Source organism: Paenibacillus sp. HWE-109 (genome assembly GCF_022163125.1).
GTDB lineage: Bacteria > Bacillota > Bacilli > Paenibacillales > NBRC-103111 > Paenibacillus_E.
Genome location: NZ_CP091881.1, coordinates 8,478,554 through 8,497,528 on the forward strand (window position 1 = coordinate 8,478,554; position 18,975 = coordinate 8,497,528).

Annotated in this window: 12 protein-coding genes; 11 read left to right on the plus strand and 1 reads right to left on the minus strand. The window is 48.7% G+C overall.

The annotated features are described in order from the left end of the window. Positions 1 to 5: 5 nt before the first annotated feature. The 6 genes from LOZ80_RS36690 to LOZ80_RS36715 all read left to right on the plus strand — a co-directional run bounded on the left by LOZ80_RS36690 (position 6) and on the right by LOZ80_RS36715 (position 9,517). Positions 6 to 1,823 carry a cache domain-containing sensor histidine kinase gene (locus tag LOZ80_RS36690; protein WP_238169097.1) on the plus strand — a complete coding sequence of 606 codons (1,818 nt, stop codon included), beginning with the start codon at positions 6 to 8 and terminating at the stop codon, positions 1,821 to 1,823. Positions 1,824 to 1,866: 43 nt separating this feature from the next. After that, positions 1,867 to 3,450: a response regulator gene (locus tag LOZ80_RS36695; RefSeq protein ID WP_238169098.1), complete on the plus strand. Its 1,584-nt coding sequence runs from the start codon at positions 1,867 to 1,869 to the stop codon at positions 3,448 to 3,450. 157 nt (positions 3,451 to 3,607) lie between these two features. Further along, positions 3,608 to 4,510: an ABC transporter permease gene (locus LOZ80_RS36700; RefSeq protein WP_238169099.1), complete on the plus strand. Its 903-nt coding sequence runs from the start codon at positions 3,608 to 3,610 to the stop codon at positions 4,508 to 4,510. A 2-nt stretch (positions 4,511 to 4,512) separates the two neighbouring features. Beyond that, complete coding sequence (locus LOZ80_RS36705) at positions 4,513 to 5,382, plus strand: carbohydrate ABC transporter permease (RefSeq protein WP_238169100.1); 870 nt, start codon at positions 4,513 to 4,515, stop codon at positions 5,380 to 5,382. Positions 5,383 to 5,450: 68 nt separating this feature from the next. Continuing rightward, complete coding sequence (locus tag LOZ80_RS36710) at positions 5,451 to 7,037, plus strand: type 2 periplasmic-binding domain-containing protein (RefSeq protein WP_238169101.1); 1,587 nt, start codon at positions 5,451 to 5,453, stop codon at positions 7,035 to 7,037. Positions 7,038 to 7,441: 404 nt separating this feature from the next. After that, positions 7,442 to 9,517 (plus strand): glycoside hydrolase family 65 protein, encoded by a 2,076-nt coding sequence (locus LOZ80_RS36715; RefSeq protein WP_238169102.1) that lies wholly within the window; start codon positions 7,442 to 7,444, stop codon positions 9,515 to 9,517. Between the two features lie 498 nt (positions 9,518 to 10,015). Here LOZ80_RS36715 and LOZ80_RS36720 read toward each other — a convergent pair whose 3' ends face one another. Continuing rightward, positions 10,016 to 11,683 (minus strand): glycosyl hydrolase, encoded by a 1,668-nt coding sequence (locus LOZ80_RS36720; RefSeq protein ID WP_238169103.1) that lies wholly within the window; start codon positions 11,681 to 11,683, stop codon positions 10,016 to 10,018. A gap of 348 nt (positions 11,684 to 12,031) precedes the next feature. Here LOZ80_RS36720 and LOZ80_RS36725 point away from each other — a divergent pair, with 348 nt between their 5' ends. From LOZ80_RS36725 to LOZ80_RS36745, 5 genes are all read left to right on the plus strand, one after another. Then, positions 12,032 to 12,934, plus strand: coding sequence for an ABC transporter permease (locus LOZ80_RS36725; RefSeq protein WP_238169104.1), 903 nt, complete (start codon positions 12,032 to 12,034; stop codon positions 12,932 to 12,934). A gap of 11 nt (positions 12,935 to 12,945) precedes the next feature. Beyond that, a complete protein-coding gene (locus tag LOZ80_RS36730; protein ID WP_238169105.1) occupies positions 12,946 to 13,818 on the plus strand; it encodes a carbohydrate ABC transporter permease in 873 nt (290 codons plus the stop codon). Between the two features lie 81 nt (positions 13,819 to 13,899). Next, entirely contained in the window at positions 13,900 to 15,492 is a 1,593-nt protein-coding gene (locus LOZ80_RS36735) for a type 2 periplasmic-binding domain-containing protein (RefSeq protein ID WP_238169106.1), read from the plus strand. Positions 15,493 to 15,569: 77 nt separating this feature from the next. Further along, positions 15,570 to 17,339 carry a cache domain-containing sensor histidine kinase gene (locus LOZ80_RS36740; protein ID WP_238169107.1) on the plus strand — a complete coding sequence of 590 codons (1,770 nt, stop codon included), beginning with the start codon at positions 15,570 to 15,572 and terminating at the stop codon, positions 17,337 to 17,339. Between the two features lie 12 nt (positions 17,340 to 17,351). Next, the gene (locus LOZ80_RS36745; protein WP_238169108.1) at positions 17,352 to 18,956 is read left to right on the plus strand and encodes a response regulator; all 1,605 of its coding nucleotides are present in this window, start codon (positions 17,352 to 17,354) and stop codon (positions 18,954 to 18,956) included. Positions 18,957 to 18,975: the final 19 nt, after the last annotated feature.

Here is an 18,975-nt window from a genome sequence, read left to right on the forward strand (position 1 = left end):
CGTAAATGGGTTACAACAAATGGGACCAAAAAGCACTAGCAAAGCTAAAAAATATGAAGCTCCAAAGCAAATTTATGGCAGGCTATCTCATTGCGTGTGCATTTCCGTTACTGGTAGTTAGCAGTATCATCTATAGTCAATCTGCAGCCGGATTGGAGGACTCGTCTCAGGAGTTCGCTGCCCTGTACACGTCTCAGATCGAGAATTCTCTAAATGAACTTATGAAGGAATATGACAAAGTAACCAAGTCTGTACTCATTGACAATGATCTTATTTCCAAGGTTGGGGACGGGCCTAACTTGTCCATGAATGAGTACATTCTTCAGAAACTATCAGTTCAACGGGTCTTGATGCGAGTCGCTTTGCTCAAGTCCGAAATTAATAATGTCATGCTGATCAGCCGCGATAATAGCGTCTATCAGTATACGAATACAAGCAGCACGGTTAATGAGAGCGCCTTGATGTCTCAAGAATGGTACAAACAAGCGCGCAGTTCGGGAGATACTTTGTTCATCACCGGTCTGCATGACAGATCTTACTACGAGGATAAAGGGCAGGGGGCTTTAGTTACAGTAGGTCGAGTATTGCTCAGCTCCGAAGGGGCATTTGCCGGGGTGCTTCTCATCGACTTGGACCCTTTCACATTGATGGAGTTAAACCATGAGTTTGTCTTGACTAGAGATAAATATGGCATGAGTGTAATCATCTCCAAGCTTTCAGGTGAAACCGTTTATCATTCGGATGCCGCCAGCGGTAGAGTCCCCTGGATGCAGGTGTTGGAAGCAGGCATTGATTATACCAAAGACGTGAGCAATAGTGACCAAATCGTGATTTCAGGCAGTACCCAGCTGGGAAATTTGGTGATTAAGACAGAGATACCCCGTGAGAAGCTGCTGCAGAAAATCACTAGGATTAAGGTGGTTACCATCATCTTGATCATCATTGGTTTTCTGATCACGGTCTTGATTTCCCTCGGACTAAGCTTAAGGATTACGAAGCCAATTAAAGCACTGCGCCGCAGTATGAAGCAAGCGGAAACGGGGCAATATTTGCCCATTGAAAGTATTCAAGCCAATGATGAGATTGGCAGCTTGGTATATAGCTATAACAAGATGATTGTTGTCATTCGAACACTTATTGAAGACGTTTACATCGCAGAAATCAAACAGCGGAAAGCCAAATTCCTTGCTCTGCAGAATCAGATCAACCCGCACATGCTGTACAATACGTTAGAATCGATCCGCATGAAGGCGCTTGTGAAGGAGGAAGAAGAGATCGCTGGAATGATCAAGATTTTGGCGAGAATGTTTCGCTTGACCTTGGGCAAGGATGGCAAACAGCATTCGATCAAACACGAAATTGATTATACCCTTAATTATCTGCAGCTTCAGAATATACGCTTTGGCGACAGTTTCCTGCTCGATATCCGAATGCCGGAAGAGATGCAGCAATGCAACATCATTCCTCTCGTTTTTCAGCCTATTGTGGAGAACAGTATCATCCATGGCTTTCAAGGCTATGAAGGGAGCATGCATATTGTAATTGAAGGCATGTGGACGGCAGATGGCGGAATCATGATACGGATTCTGGACGACGGAATCGGTATTTCCGGGGATAAGCAGGAGGAACTGCGTACCGTGCTAGAGGATGCTGCATCGGATAAATATAAGCTGGAGGAAACGGAGAAGTTGGAAGGTGAAGGGTTAGGGCTGAAAAATATTGCCGAACGCATCACGTTACATTATGGGGACTTGTACAAATTAACCGTTCGATCGGGCGGTGACAAGGGAACCATAGTTGAGATTCTCATTCCCAAATACTAAATAAAAGTTGTAGTCAGGCAGACTGGAAGGGGAGGTGCTTGGGATGAAAGTAGTTGTGGTTGATGACGAGAAAGGGATTGTGGAGGGACTCCAGAAAATGATAGGACGCTATATCCCGGAATGCGAGATTGCCGGAGTGGCCTATAACGGACTAGAAGGGGCTAAACTGATACAAGAACGCCAGCCGGATATTGTCATTACAGATATTCGAATGCCTCAGGCAGACGGGTTGGACATGATTCAGATCTTGAAAGAGAAGGGCTGCCAGGCCAAATTCATTCTTTTGAGCGGGTATGCGGACTTCGAATATGCGCGAAGAGGCATGCAGTTGGGGGTTAAATTTTATCTCAACAAACCGGTTGAAGAAGAGGAACTTCGTGAATGCGTCTGTAAGGTCATGGACGTGATTCGGGAGGAACGAGCTAAGCTCCAAGAGGTGGATGAGCTGAAGCAAGAAGTAAATATTCGTATGATGGAAAGCGCTTTACGGGACATCATTGAAGGAGGCAGCGAGCATACGGTACATGCGGAAGAGCTGCTCCAGACCGCTCATATTCCGCTAGATCGTACGCATTTTGTTTGCGCTTTGCTGGAATTTGAAAGCAGCTTGGGCTCTTTGGCGGAAAGTGGCCTTGATTCCGTATTCAATCACATAGACCGCACATTGGGGCCGTATCGTGGGGGATTTCGCTTCAGGTATCTAGGCGCCCAGGTGGCAGTTGTTGTTGCGCATGATCATGCCATCGACTATGGGGAATTCGTCCGGGCTATCCAGCGGCTCAAAGATACCTTATTTCGCGAGTTGAAGTTATCCGTTACAGTCGGGATCGGTACAGTGAAGGAAAAGGTAGCGGGAATCAATATGTCCTTTGAAGAAGCTCGCCACTCACTCAGCTACAAACTAATTAAAGGTGCGGGTGTGGTCATTTCATATCCGGATATCATGACCCTGTCAGGCAAGCGGCAAGCCGTTCCGGAAGATATGATTAACAAGCTGGAGGCTGGTCTTGATAACATGGATGAAGAAGCTTGTGTCGGCGCGATCCGCGTGATTTTCCATTGGCTGGAGGAGGAGCGTGAGATGAGTCCTGTTGATCTCCAATTGCAATGCTTAAGCATTCTTTTGTCGAGTGCACGCAAACTTTCCATGGAGCAGCTGCAGCAAAATGACTTTTTGGGACGCCATCTCCTTATTCTGGATGGACTCTCGCGTTATCGGACATTGGACCGTATGGAGACTTGGATGCTTCAAATGATTAAGGGTATTATCGCTTTCAAGCTGGAACATAATATGACGAAGAAAAAGGATGTAATCGCTGAGATCAAAGACTACGTATCGATTCACTACGCCGACGCGATCAGCTTGGCGGAACTTTCCGCCCGTTTTTATATCAATCCTTACTATTTGAGCCAACTTTTCAAACAAAAAACGGGAGATACCTATCTGACATTTCTCGCCCAGACAAGGATCAATAAGTCCAAAGAATTGCTGGAAAAGACGGATTTAAAGGTGTACGAGATCTGCCAGATGGTCGGTTATTCCGACACTCAGTACTTTGCCAAGTTGTTCGAAAAGCTAACGGGTTGCAAGCCTAGCGAATATCGCAGGAATCCCTCAGGTGTCTAATCCTCAGAAGTCCTTTCGCCGTTCTCAAGGTGGGAGGACTTTTATTGTAACTATAAAATGACCCTGTCGAAACTTAAAAACGTCCCTTTGAGCAGCATCCCCCTTAGAGAGTACACTGTGTGTAAGCGAATACAACTAGACGCGAGGGGGGAATAAATTGCTTAAAAGCAAAATTCAATTGAAGGTTTTTTGGCCGCTCTATGTGATGGCCATTCCAGGTCTCATGTTTCTCATTATTTTCAAGTACATTCCGTTATTAGGCTCGGTGATCGCCTTTAAGGATTATTCGGTGTTCAAAGGGTTTATCGATAGTCCTTGGGTTGGCTTTAAGCATTTCCAGAAGCTTCTCGATTATCCGGATTTCGTCCGCGTGTTCGGAAATACGCTGATGCTAGGTTTTCTGAAAATCGTGCTGGTCTTCCCGATTCCGATCTTGCTGGCGCTGATGATGAACGAGATTCGGAAATCCGCCCTAAAGAAAGGTGTGCAGACGGCGCTATACATCCCTCACTTTTTATCGTGGGTCATTGTGTCCGGCATTGTGTTTGACATCTTCTCCTTAAGTGGATTGTTCAACATCGTGTTGGGATGGTTTGGGCATGATCCAATTTTGGCCATGCAAGACAGCGCTTACTTCCGACCGGTTTATGTGCTGACTTCCATTTGGCGAGATGCTGGGTGGGGAACTGTCGTATATATGGCCGCGATCAGTTCCATCGATCCGCAGTTATATGAGTCGGCCATGATGGACGGGGCATCCCGATTCAGACAGATTCGTCATATTACATTCCCACTGCTTTTGCCTACGGTGCTGGTTCTGTTTTTACTGGAAATCGGAAACTTCCTGGACTTAGGCTTCGATCAAGTATTCAATCTATTGACACCAATGACCTACAGCGTGGGGGATATTCTTGATACGTATGTGTTCCGAACAGGTATTCAACAGGCACAATATAGCTTTGCTACGGCAGTAGGTTTGTTCCAGTCGGTTATCGGTTTTATTCTGGTGTTCATCTTCAATCGGTTGTCGAAAAAAGTTTCAGATGGGGGGTTGTGGTAGATATGTTTGAATCCAGGGGAGAAAAAGTTTTTGTAACAAGTATCACGACCCTTCTTCTGTTGCTATCGTTCATTGCAATTGTGCCGCTGCTGTCCGTCATTTCGATTTCGTTCAGCTCGAAAAGTGCTGTTGTGCAAAATTTGGTGTCCATCTGGCCTAAGGAGTTCACGTTAGATTCATGGAGCTACATTGTTGAGCGTCCTGATTTGTGGAAGTCATTCTTCCTCACACTAGGTTCGACTGTGATTGGTACTGCCTTGGCGCTATTCATTACAGCGCTGCTCGCTTATCCGCTTTCGAAACCGGAGTTTCGCTGGGGTTCCGTGATCATGATTGGGGTGGTCATTGCCATGATTTTCAAGGCTCCCATCATTCCTTATTTCCTTACTGTACGAGGAATAGGCCTTTATAATAACCCGTTGGTCTTGATTGTTCCTCATATCCTGAACCCGTTTAATCTGATCATCATGAGAAGCTTCTTCAAGGAGTTTCCTAAGGAACTGGAGGAAGCAGCTTTCCTCGAAGGCAGCGGTTACTTTCGAATGCTGTTCCAATTCGTCCTTCCGCTGTCGAAAGCTGTACTTGCTACACTAGCCTTATTCTACGCGGTGGTCATTTGGAATCAGTTTCAGACACCTTTATTATTTCTCCAGAATACGGACTGGTTTCCGCTGCAGATGAAGATCCGCCAGTTCATCTCGGATGATAATATGATTATGCCAGGTGCCGCTTCAACGGCTGACTTTAATTTTAACGAAAGAACGCTAAGATCGGCGACGGTTATCTTCGCTATCCTTCCGATCATCGCGGTGTATCCGTTCTTGCAAAAATATTTCGTCAAAGGAGCCATGATCGGCTCTGTAAAAGGATAATTTCGTATTGGTTTTAAGGCTTAATAAGCCTAGAACATATAATGTCGATTTCAAGGGGGAAACAAGGCATGGCTATCAAAAAATTGGGAGTACTGGCGCTAACAGGCGCCCTAGCCGCTACAGTCTTTACAGGCTGCAGCAGCAATTCAGACAAATCCGCTGCTTCTTCATCTCCTGCTCCAGGACAAAGTGCTGCTCCTAAGGTAGAGGAAATCGTTGATCTTGAAGTGTGGAATACCAATACGGGTTTTAAACCGATTACCAAAGGCAGCAAGCTCTATGATTTTTATAAGGATAAACTGGGCGTGGGTGTCATTCAACCGTATGTGGAATGGAACGGAGGCACCAACTACCTGAACCAGTTGAATCTGAAGATTGCAGCAAACGAAATGCCGGACTTGTTCTTGCCTCAGCAGGGCATCGAAGACAGCTTGGCTAAGAACGGCGCAATCGCCGATTTGACAGATTTATTGCCGAAGTACGCACCGAATGTCATGCAGGTCATTCCCAAGGAAGTATGGGACGTGGTCAAAGCCAATGATCCTACCGGACAAGGGAAAATTTATTATATCCCAGGTGTGCTGGACTATGGCAGAGAAACGGGCTTGATTCGTAAAGATTGGCTCGACAAGCTGGGGCTGCCAATGCCTAAGACGCAAGATGAGTACGTGAAGGTGCTTGAAGCTTTCCGGGATAAGGATCCGAACGGCAATGGACAAAAGGATGAGATCCCGACCGGCGGCCGGGAGGCAGCAGCTTGGATGGATCATTTATTCGCGATGTATGGTGTAGCGATGTTCGAAGGCAAGCCAGATTGGGATGTGTATGATGGCAAGCTGACTTACGCTGCGGTTACCCCGAATATGAAAGCTTCTTTGGAGTTCATCGCCAAGCTGTATAAGGATAGCTTAATCGATAAGGAATCGCTCTTGAATAATAAAGCGAAATGGGAAGGCAAGATTGAATCCAACAATGTCGGCAACTACTTCCACTGGGAAGAGTCGGTCTTCGAGCGTTTAGAGAATATCAACAAAAATAAAGGCGTGAAAGGCGATTACTCGGTACTCCCGATCCCAGAGGTTCCAGGCTACAAAGGTTTTTATACCTTGAAGAAGATGCAGCCTCCGGTCTGGGTTGTGAAGAGCAACAAGGATCAGAAGAAGCTTATGGCGACGCTGAAACTGTTGAACAATATGTATGACAAAAAGAATTGGAATACGCTGTACCTTGGTGTGGAAGGCATGCACTATACCATGAAGGACGGCAAAGCCTCCAGACTTCCGGATGACAAGAGTGTACAAGAGAATCTTGCCATTAACCCCTATCTATTTGTAGCTACTGCAGACTTCTCTTCAGATCTGTACAAAAGCACGGCATCGGAAGATCGGAAATGGGCAGTGGATCAAAGTATTCGGAACATCGCAGAAGCTCAGAAATACGTCAAGACCATTGCCGGCGACGGCATGCCTGCGAGTATCTATGAAGGCTTCGCCGACATTAACAATCGCACACTGTATGTGGAATATGCAACCAAGATTATCCTTGGCCAGTACCCGATCAGCAAATTTGATGAATTCGTTGACAAGTGGAACAAATCAGGCGGTGAAGAAGTCACGAAGCGTGCTAGAGATTGGTATGCGAAAGTGAAGAAATAGTCCGCTATTAATTGTAGTGGAAGGAAGGGAGCGGCTGGTTCAACGAGCGGCTCCTTTTTCTTAGGCTGCCTCGCGCGGAGGGAACTACAGTACGCTATTCCAGCAAAAAGTGGCATTATGGCGAACCAAAGGGAACTACAGTACGCTAATTTACTGTTTGATGAGAAATTGAGCACTTTTCGTGGAAATAAGACCCTGTAGTTCCGCTACTACCCTCGCATCACTGGTATTTGGCTAAATAGCGTACTAGAGTTCCCCTAAGGGTCACCTTCTTAACCCCGCAGCGTGATCTGCTTACAGAGACCGTCCTGCAAGGTGTTCATAGGATGCAGCCTTTCGAAGTATATGTTATTGAGATTTAAGCTATGTATATGTGAGGCTAATCCAGAGAAAGGATGTAAATTATGCAAACGATTGATCGGAAAGCTCTGGTGCGCCGCCATAACCCCGTTGTACGGGGCTTCGATAAATTCTCCTCTCTAACCGTGGGGAACGGGAATTATGCCTTCACCGTTGATGCAACGGGTTTGCAGACATTTCCCGAGTGTTATGAGAATGGCGGAGTTGAACTTGGCCATCTGTCCAATTGGGGCTGGCACACCTCATCTAACCCGAAGGGCTACGATGTGGAGAGGTTTCAGAAAACCTACTTTAACACGTTCAATGGGAGGGCGATAGGATTTCCCTATATGCCGCGCGGGGAGAACAGTGAAGAATACAGATGGCTGCGGATGAACCCCCACCGCCTGCATCTGGGGGCAGTCAAGTTCCTCTTTACTCTTCCTTCTGGTGAACCGGCAGGAAGAGAGAACTTGCAGGAGACCGAGCAAACGCTGGACTTGTGGACAGGTGTGATCACCAGCCGTTTTTCCTTATCAGGCGAAACGGTCTCGGTACTGACATGCTGTCATCCGGAGGAAGATCATCTTGCGATCCGGGTTAAATCCAGTCTCTTGGTATCAGGTCAGCTCAAACTGGCTATGCGGTTTCCCTATGGATCAGCATCCTTCGGCGGTTCAGGCGCAGTATGGGACCGTCCCGAAGCACACCGGACTGAGATTGTAGCATCAACAGACCACTCTGTCCGTTTAAAACGAACGCTGGATGAGGATGTCTATTGGGTCACCGCCGGGTGGTCAAATGGCACACTCAAGCGTGACTCGAGCGACCCTCACCTCTTAACACTTCATGCAGAGTCTGACGAGGTAGAGCTGGTGATTCGTTACTCCAAAGAGGAACAGGCCATACCTCTTCTTGATTTCGAGGATGTTTTAACGCAATCTAATAATCATTGGCCAGTTTTTTGGAACAGCGGTGGGGCGATAGAACTGGCTGGGAGTCAGGACATTCGAGCCCATGAGCTAGAACGGCGGATCGTGCTTTCGCAATATTTGACCGCTGTGCAGTCGTCCGGATCGCTTCCCCCTCAGGAAACGGGCTTGACGATGAATAGCTGGGCCGGCAAATTCCATCTCGAGATGCATTGGTGGCATTCGGTGCATTTTGCGCTATGGAATCGACCGGAGCTGTTAGAGAATAATTTAGGCTGGTATAGTGAGATTCTCCACAAAGCGCAGGAACTGGCACATTCTCAAGGATATGAGGGGGCCCGTTGGCCAAAGTGCGTAACGGAGGAGGGAATAAATGCGCCCTGTTTTATCGAACCATTCCTCATTTGGCAGCAGCCGCACCCGATCTATTTTGCTGAACTGCTTTACACGATACGAAACGATCGTGACACACTGGAGAAGTATCAAGACATCGTATTCCAAAGTGCAGATTTCATGGCTTCCTTGGCAGAATGGGATGAAGCTGGCAAGCGTTATGTGTTGGGGCCGCCACTTGCGCCAGCACAGGAAATCTATGATCATGCGATAACAATGAATCCGACTTTCGAGCTTGCTTACTGGGCTTTTGGCTTATCCACAGCGAACCATTGGAGGGAGAGGCTCGGCTTAACACGCGTGGAGAAATGGGATCATGTGCTGGAGCACTTGTCTCCGCTTCCTGTATCAGATGGACTATATGTGGCAGCTGAAACGGTTCCGGATACATTCAGCGGCTTGGCTGGAATTGACGACCATCCGACCATGCTGGCTCCGCTGGGCATCTTGCCTGGCTTGATGACAGATACGGAAACCATGCGGCGAACGCTGAAGGAAGTTATCCAGGTCTGGCATTGGAAGGACACTTGGGGCTGGGACTATCCGATGATGGCGATGACGGCCGCAAGGCTTGGAGAAGGCAAGCTTGCTGTCGATCTTCTCCTGATCGATCAGACGAAGAATACCTACTTGCCGAATGGCCATAACTTTCAGACGAGCAGGCTGCCGATCTATCTGCCCGGCAATGGCGGCTTATTGACGGCAGTTGCTATGATGGCAGGTGGTTGGTTGGGCGGGACCGATGCGGCTGCGCCCGGTTTCCCGCAGGATGGGACATGGATGGTCCGCTGTGAGGGTATAAATAAAATGCTTTAAGTGCGAAAAAAGGTAAAGCGCCGTGCCGACTGAACGAGTCGATACAGCGCTTTTTATTAAAGGTATCACGACTCGAAACAAGATACCCGTACGGCTTACGCCGTCCATTGTGGCAGCTTCCTCCAACGAGATGGGAATATGAGAGGTTTTGCATGGTTATTTCCTCTGGGTGGAAGCATTTATATGTTTTAGAGTGCTGGAGGAGGTGGCTCCAGTTGCCTCGCGCTGAGGAAAGGGAACTACAGTCCGCTATTCCAGCCAAAACTGCCGTTATCGAGAGCCAAAGGGAACTACAGGGTGCTATTTTGCTATTTTGCAAAAAATCAGGCGCTTTTCTCGGAAATAAGACCCTGTAGTTCCGCTATTGCCCCAGCATTCCCGCTATTTGCCTAATTAGCGTACTAGAGTTCCCCTCCCTCTGGATTTGTCGCCTATAAGAGGCTCATCGCTCAGCGCTCAGCTCTCAGGGCGGCGAAGCCGATTTCTCGGCGGTCTGCCCTATCTGGTTATGAAAACATTATCCATATAATAGATGCCAGCAGCATCTGGAGCAACCCCAACCTTCAATCGGCTGACGTCAACCGCTGCCGTATTTTTGAAGCTGAATTGATTGGCTTGTTTTGCACCGTTGACATACAAATCAAACTTCTTGGTAGTGGTATTCATCACGGCTTTAATATCGTACCATTTGCTAGCGGTGATCGGTTCAATGCTCATAAGTGTTGAGCCATCATATACTTTTAAGTAATTTCCCTGCAGGCCTGCATGCAAGGCGGCTAGGTTTGAACTGTCATAGATAATGAAGTCTTTCCAACTGGCATCCTCTGTCCGCAGCGTGGCTTTGAAGGTAACGACGCCAGTTTGCGGGGTGAACGATTTCTCGGCTGTCGTGGCATTCGTCGTGCTTGTTTTGTTTAATTTCATACTTCGGTCCGGGCCGGTATTTAATCCCACACTAGGAACGTTCTCCACGGTTACCGTGCCTCCTGTGGTAACGGTCGTCCAGTTGGATGGGGAAACACCTGCTGCCGAATAGCCGTTCATGGCATCCTTGAAAATGATCGTTTCCTGGGCGATGGTCCTTCCGAAGGAAGGCACTTCATCTCGCGTAATCGTGATGGCATTGTTATAAAATGGCGTGATCGAGTAAGTATTGTTGCCAGGTCCATTCGCGGGGTATCCGTAGAACAGATTGTCGGCCCATCCTATAGCCCATACAAGGAACCAGGTATAGTCAAAGGTTGTTTGAACCGCACTTTGAGTCGGGAGCAAACCAACCTCAGATAAACCGTAACGCTTATTGCCCATGACAGAAGCCAGCTCATTGTTTGCGTTTGCAAATTTCGCATTCCCGCTGACATCAGCATAGATGTCAGCCCCGCCGAGATCAACATAAGAGGGTCCGGGGTAATAATTGCTGTTTACTGCATTGTTATCATCCCGAGCCGGGGCCCAGACCCAAATCAGGTTGTTCAAACCATGATAGTTCGTGTATCGGTCATACATATTCTCCCATAGCTTTTTGTAACTGGCCCCCGTTTTCCCGCCCCACCAGAAGCCGATGTTCATCTCGTGATAAGGCCTCCAGAGAACGACAACACCTTGGTCTCTCAAAGATTTCAGATAGCCAGCCATCGTATCGATATGTGCTAGCCACTTGTTGTATAGAGGCGTCCCAGGGGTCGTGAGCGAGTTGAAATCCGCTTGTGACATTGAACTATTGACGCTATTCCAGCCACCGGCGTCCGCTATTGTATCTAGTGGGTTCGTCTCATGCCATGAGATCGTGACAAGCCCACCTTTCTTCCAATATTCAGTCGCGTGGTCGACAACAAAGGAGCGCCAATGACTTAAATCGGAGGCATCCGTCACGTTGTAGTAGAAATCAAAACCAATCATGGCCGGATATTTACCTGTCAAATTGTAAATGTGGTCGGTTTCCATATAGCCATAATTCTGCCCCCGTACGTACTGTCCGGAGATGATTTGATTGTTTGCCTGAACCGTATCCATATAATTCAGTACATCCTTCACGGCTTGTGTCGCGCCCGGATTAACCGGGGAAGCAGCGTAAGCCTTAGTTCCACCCATCCCTTGTGAGCCGGAAGCCAGCAGGGACACTAGGAGTGTTGCGGCAAGTAGTTTGGATTTCCATTTTTTAAGCATTACTGAGTTTCCTCCTTCATTCATGTTTGCAATCGATTTTACTTCGTGTACGGGCAAGGCTTCGCGATAGTTATAAAGCGCTTACATTGATAAAGCCATCATCTCACCTCCTCATTATGGCGGATAGTTCAATTGTAGAAGGTTGGTAACAGGAAGAGGTCTAAATTTTTCGGCAAAAAGTTTTTGATCTTCGGCAAGTTATACGTTCATGGGGCCTCACGCAGGTAGATATGGCAATTTCCAAGCACATTCGAAAATAGCAAACTTTTTGCCGAAGAATTTGGAATTTAGGGTTCATTCGAAGAGCTAGAATAAAGTTATCAAGATAGACAAGAGGAGAGAAACGTTATGGCCCTAATAGCTCGACAGTTCCGCAGGTACAGCATCATGTATGTGCTTCTGCTGCCCGGTTTGCTGTATTTTGCGGTATTCAAGTACGTTCCTATGGTGTACATCACCGCTGGTTTCAAAAATTACAATGTGCTCAAAGGGCTGTGGGAAAGTCCGTGGGTAGGATGGCAAAACTTTAAATTCTTCTTCGAAGGCGTCTATTTTTACCAAATTATTGGGAATACGATACTGATTTCGTTATATAAGCTTGTGTTTTCTTTTCCTGCGCCAATTATTTTGGCTTTGATGCTGAATAGCGTCACTTCCGGCGGGTTCAAGCGAACGATTCAGACATTGACGTATTTGCCTCACTTTTTGTCATGGGTGATCATTTATGGCTTAATGGTTGCTTTCCTAGCGCCAGGCACCGGACTGGTCAATCAACTGATGACAGCCTTCCACCTGGAGCGCATCTCATTCCTCACAGAGCCGAGTTTAATAAGATCGCTCATTGTGGGAACGGACATTTGGCAGTCGGTAGGTTGGGGAGCGATCATTTATTTGGCCGCTTTGACGGGAATCGATCCTTCCCTTTACGAGGCTGCCACTGTTGACGGTGCTTCCCGCTGGAGACAAATTTGGAGCATCACGCTGCCAGGGATCCGCAATGTAATTATTTTGATGCTGATCCTGCGCCTCAGCGCAATTCTCGATGTAGGTTTCGATCAGATCTATATCATGATGAATCCGCTGAATCAGGAGAAGGCGGATGTCATCGAAACCTGGGTCTACCGGGTCGGCATGCAAGAGGGTCGTATCGGGCTCGCGACGGCGGTAGGACTGTTCAAGTCGGTCATTGGCTTCATGTTAGTGCTCGGTGCTAACCGACTAGCCAAGAGATTCGACGGACAAATCTGGTAGGAGGAAGCTCTATGAATACTATGACCAATAGCGAACGCATCACGCAAATTTTGAACTATACGCTGCTTTCCCTGCTCGCTGCTACATGTGTGATTCCTTTCATCTACGTCATCACTGTGTCAGTTACGCCTATATCTGAGGTAATCAAGAATGACGGTCTCGTCCTCATTCCCACTAAGGTGACCTGGACCGCCTATGAGGCGATTATGCAAGGCGGGCGACTGACAGAAGCTTATCAGGCTACGTTGTTCCGGGTAGGGGTTGGAACGGTCGTCAATCTTTTCTTCACCATCCTTACGGCCTTGCCTCTATCCCGCAAATCTCTCCCAGGGCGCAGTTACTTCCTGATGTTCATCGTATTCACGATGTTGTTTAACGGAGGTATCATTCCGAGCTATTTGCTCGTGAAAGAGATCGGCTTGCTGGACTCCTCATGGTCTCTCATTGTCCCTGGGCTGATTAATGCCTTTTACCTGATGATCGTTAAAAGCTTCTTCGAACAACTGCCGGAGGCTATCGATGAAGCGGCAAGAATCGATGGTGCCGGGGAATTGGCCATTTTGTTCCGGATCGTTCTTCCGCTATCTGTCCCGATTATCGCAACGGTCGGCTTATTCTACGCGGTGTGGCACTGGAACAGCTATTTTGACGCCTTGCTGTATATCAACGATGCATCGAAACAGCCTCTGCAGCTGTTTTTAAGACAAATCTTACTTGCTTCCGTAGCTATCAGCGGGGATGCCGCCGAAGCAGCCAATTCGGTTAACCCCATATCGGTGCAGATGGCCTCCGTTGCGGTGACGACACTTCCGATTCTGCTCGTGTATCCGTTCATCCAGAAGCATTTCACCAGAGGCGTTCTGCTCGGTTCGGTCAAGGGATAGCCGAGAAGGCTCTGCCATTGTTATCATGAGGAAACTCTTGATATAAACATGTATAATACATTTTAAGGGAGAGGTTTATCGATGAAAAAGAGACACGCACAAGCTATGCTTGCCCTCACGGTTGCCCTAAGTATGACGGCGGCTGGCTGCAGCAAGGCCGATCCAAAACCGGGGACTGACAACAAGACAACAACAAGTGCCCAGCCGGAAGCTCAGAAGAAGTTGAAGCTGAATTTCTACAACACGATCGGTTACCGACTGACGACGCCAATGCCTTCGAAGGAGAACGACCCCATCCGCCAAATGATCGAAAAGGACAACAATATTGAGTTGGAGATGACGCTCGGCGGTGAGAATTGGAAGGATAAACTGAATTTGCTCATTTCGTCCAATCAAATACCGGACATTCTCACTTTTCCCGACCGCGCAAGCGCCATTAAATATTACGATCAAGGGCTTGTCGCTGAGCTGGACGATGCGCTCAAGGAAGTGCCGGAGCTGACCAAGTCTTTTGATCCCTCCCGGCTGGAGCCAATGAAATATAAGGGTCATATGATTGGTATTCCGGGATCCGAAGGGGTCGGAGGCGTGAATGGCTGGTGGATCAACGCAACTTGGTTGAAGAAGCTGAACCTTCAAGTTCCGACTAATCCGCAAGAACTTATGAACGTTATGAAGGCGTTTACATTCAATGATCCGGACGGGAATGGCAAGAACGACACATATGGATTCCTCGCCATGCTGCCTAAGGATGGATCGCTTGGATACAGCACTAGCGGGGCCCAAGGCTTCCAGCAAATTTTCTGGATGTTCGGGGTTCAGCCAGGCTTCGTCGACGTGAAGGAAGGTAAGGTCGCCGTATACAACACGGACCCGAAAACCAGAGAAGCGCTGCAGTTCATTAACGAAATGATTCAAGCCAAAGTTGTTGATCCGGACTGGGTAACGATCGATGATGGGCTGAAGCGGGATAATAAGATGTATCAGGGCAAGGACGGCATTATGATTGAAGACTGGCGCCGTATGGAACCAGCTGAACAGAAGAAAATGCAGGATGCCGGCGGGAGCGTACCAGAGTGGAAACAGATCGCGCCGCCGAAAGGGCCGTACGGCGATCAGATTCTCGATGTGAAGCCATTCCAGCAGTCCATGATCGGCCTTTCTAAGGAAGCGCTTAAGGATCCGGCCAAGACCAAGCGTGCTATGCAGTTCATTCAATATTTGTATACGAATAAGGAAGCTTATCCATACTTAGCTTACGGAATTAAGGATAAGACATTCAAGACCACGAACGGTCAGCCAGCCTTGATCGACAGGACGACCTACAATGAGAAGGAAGTGGAGTGGCGCTATAACTATGCCTTCGTCCGCAAGGCCAATGACGGCGTGTACTTTGACTTCAAGAATCCAGATGTCACCAATGCTAATCAGAAAATCAATACCAGCTATCTAAAAGACAACAATGTCAATCCTCGGGTATTTGACGATCCGAATGATCCGCTGGCACAGGACCGCGTCAAGTACGTCAATGAGATGATGCTCAAGTTCGTCACCGGCAAGGAGCCGCTCAGCAATTGGGATACGTATGTGAAGACATTGCAGGACAAATTTAAGCTTAACGACGCCATCGCCAACTACACCAAGCAGCTCCAAAGCGATGGCGTGATTAAATAACCGTTCCAAGAAGGGGAGACGTCGTCCTCCTCTTCTTCCCTATGGGGAACGGGAATAACCATGCAGGGGTGGGACGTATGCGGGCTAGGATTCGAAAGCTGTTTCACACTATTTCTTTCCGATTATTCATTGTTTGTTTCATCTTTGTGCTGAGCTCGGAAGTGATTGTGAGCACCTTGTCCTACCGGTACATTAAGAATGAGATTTCCACCAGCCAAACGGAACTGGCCAAGCAGCTTCTCGTAAAGGAGCAGCAGTATATGGACTTATATTTCGCCCTGGTCCAGAACACGATTGCCCTGTTATCCTCGTCTTCCGAAACGTGGCGCAACGATATGAGCGCGGCCCAAGCTGGGTTGGAGGGGGTCTATCGCACTCACTCGGAGATGCTGACGGATGTGTATTTTATTAGAAAGGACCTTTCCATACTCGGAGGCAATCCTGTCACTAAGGTATTGAACGATCCAATGCCAACTCGGGAGGAGCTGTACCGAACTGCTTACAGCAACGCTTACGGCAGTATTTCGGTCAGCAACCCCTACCAATCCTTCTTCTCCGGCTGGACGGTTACGTTCACCAAAGCGTTGACTTTCGCCGGGGAACCGATGGTTATTGCGGTTGATCTTAATTTGACGGCTTTGCAGGAGCGGATGGACCAGATCAGTCACGGCAGCAACCTGCAGCTGGCCATTCTCGACGATCAAGGTCGCGTCATACTCGAGCCTGCAGCTGGCGGGCCGTTCCGGGCGAGAGACCACCAGCTTTTGTTCGACGACCGGGACAGCATGGAGTTGATCCATCAGAAGGATGATGTGTTCCAAGAGCATATGAACGGTATTCCTGTTACCGTAATGAAAGGCTTCATTCCTAGAACGAAGTGGATTGTGTTCGCTTTCTCCGACAGCACCTCGCTGCAGAAATCCCTGCAGCGGATGGAAAGTTTTTTCTTCTGGGTGCTGGCTGTTGGACTCCTCCTCAGCATTGTGACGGCAGCCTTCGTTGCCCGGATGATTCGGATACCGGTCTATTACTTGATTCGCAAGATGAGTCAGGTGAGGCAGGGTGATCTGAATGTAACGATTCCCAGGATACGCAATGACGAATTCGGCGAGCTGACCGATACGTTCAATACGATGCTGGGGCGGATACGAACGCTGCTTGAGCAAGTCAACATCAGTGAACGCAGGAAGAAGGAACTGGAAATTCAGGTGCTGCAATCGCAAATTAATCCGCATTTTCTCTATAATACGTTAGGTTCGATCAGCAATGTGGTGGACGTCGGCAGGTATGATGAAGTGGACAATTTGATCGGCGCGCTGATCGCCATTCTGGAATATGGCATTACGGATTTCTCCGACAGGGCCAGTCTGAACCAGGAACTTAGGAATGTAAGAGATTACTTGCACATCCAGAATGTCCGGTATGACAGCGTGTTCGAGCTCCTGGAAGAGATCGATCCCGAGGTGCTAACACATCCCGTATTGAGAATGGCGCTTCAGCCGATTGTGGAGAACAGTATCTTCCACGGCTATTGCGGGGGAAGACTAGCGGGCGTAATTCGCATTACAGCGCTGCGTAAAGAGGGGCAACTCGTGATTGATGTAACGGACGAGGGGGTGGGGATGTCTCCAGAGAAGGTGTCGCTGCTGCTTCTCCCTCTTCAGGAGAATGCCGCTCTGGCGGAACGGCGCAAACGAATCGGCTTGTACAACATTCATCAGCGAATTCAGTTGAACTACGGCGAGTCTTACGGTCTTAGCGTGTGGAGTGAGGAAGGCAAGGGGACCCGGGTCACACTGCGGTTTCCCGATTTGCGAGTGGATGAACGGAATATCTTAGCCGTCTAAGGAGGAATGGACATGCGGGAAGTGATCACATGCTTGATCGTCGATGACGAGCCGCCGATGGTGCAGCGGCTGCAGCGCATGTTCGAGCGGTGGGCAGAGCAGCGGCTGCCGTATAAGCTGGTAGGATCAGCTTATTCAGGCAGCGAGGGGCTGGAGCAGGCCGAGCGACTGAAGCCGGATTTGATTTTGACGGATGTGGTTATGCCGGGCAAGAATGGCTTGGAGATGATTAGAGAGCTGAGGGAAAGTCACCCCCGCATTGAATTTATCATTCTGAGCGCATACGCTGACTTTGCTTACGCCAAGCAGGCTATTGCCATGGGCGTCTTTGAATATCTGGTTAAGGTTCCACTGAGGGAGCAGGAGGTGCTGGCTGCACTGGCGAAAGCGCGGGACAATGTGCTGGCTTGGGAGGAGAAGGACCTAAGGCTGCACAGCCTCAGCGGATCAGTGAAAGGTGATTCCCACCGAATGCGCAAGCAGTTGCTCGATGAGCTTATGCGCGGAGAGATGAGCGCCACAACGATGAAGCGAAGAAGTCTTGAGTACGCTCCGAGCTTCCACCCTGGCCAGTACGCTAGCTTTGTGGTTCGTTTGGATGACTATGCGGCCTTCTGTGCAGAGTATTCGCCTGCTGACCGCAATTCGCTCAAGTACGGCATGCTGAATATTATGGAGGAGGTGCTTCAGGATGCGGGCGGTTGTTTCGTATGTGAGATGTCCCCCAACACGCTTGTCGGATTTGCCATGATTCAGGCAGCGGGAGAACAAGGCTTTGACAGACGAGGGCTTGAGCTGGCCGAGGAGCTTCTTACCCACATGAAGTCATATTTGCGCCTGTCCGTTTCCATTGGAGTGAGCCGCCGGCATCGTGGCTGGGAGCAAGCAGCCGAAGCGTATAGGGAGGCTTTGGCAGCTTTAGCTGATTCGTTCTACTTCAGCTTCAGCATGGTCGTAACCCCGAACCGCCGATTGGTCTATAACGAAGCCGATGCGCGAGTCATGTTCGAGCGGTTTGAAAATGTACTGGATCGCGTATCCTCGGCTTCCGATAAAGACGAGCTGGCACCGCTTCTCAAGCTGCTGCACACGTACCGCATTCCCTCGTACAAGCTGCTGCCCTATGTCGAGAGGTGGTTAGTCCGGCTGCAGCGCAAATTGTTCCGGGTCGGCAATGAGCTGGAAGACACGCCGCCGCTCCAGTTGGACGTCTGTTCGCATTTGCATCAATTGACGGAATGGCTCCGTTTGGAATGGGAGCGTATCTTATCCCAAGCGGAGCCTGTGAGTCTAAGACCGGACATGGCCAAGGCGATCCTGTACGTCGAGGAGCACCTCCACGAATCGCTCTCGCTAAGCCATCTTGCAGACCATATTCACTTGAATCTGTCCTATGTCAGCGAGCTGTTCAAGAAAGAGCTGGGCATTAACTTTACGGACTACGTCGCCAAGCGCAGGATCGAGCGGGCTATTGAGCTTATGCGCAAGCAGGCTTATACGAACCAAGAACTAGCAGAGGCTGTTGGCATCCAGAATGAGAAATATTTTTGTACGCTCTTCAAGAAAATTACCGGCACTTCGCCGCAGAAATATGAACTTAACAGCAGAAGAATCTAATGGAAAGCGAGAGGATAGA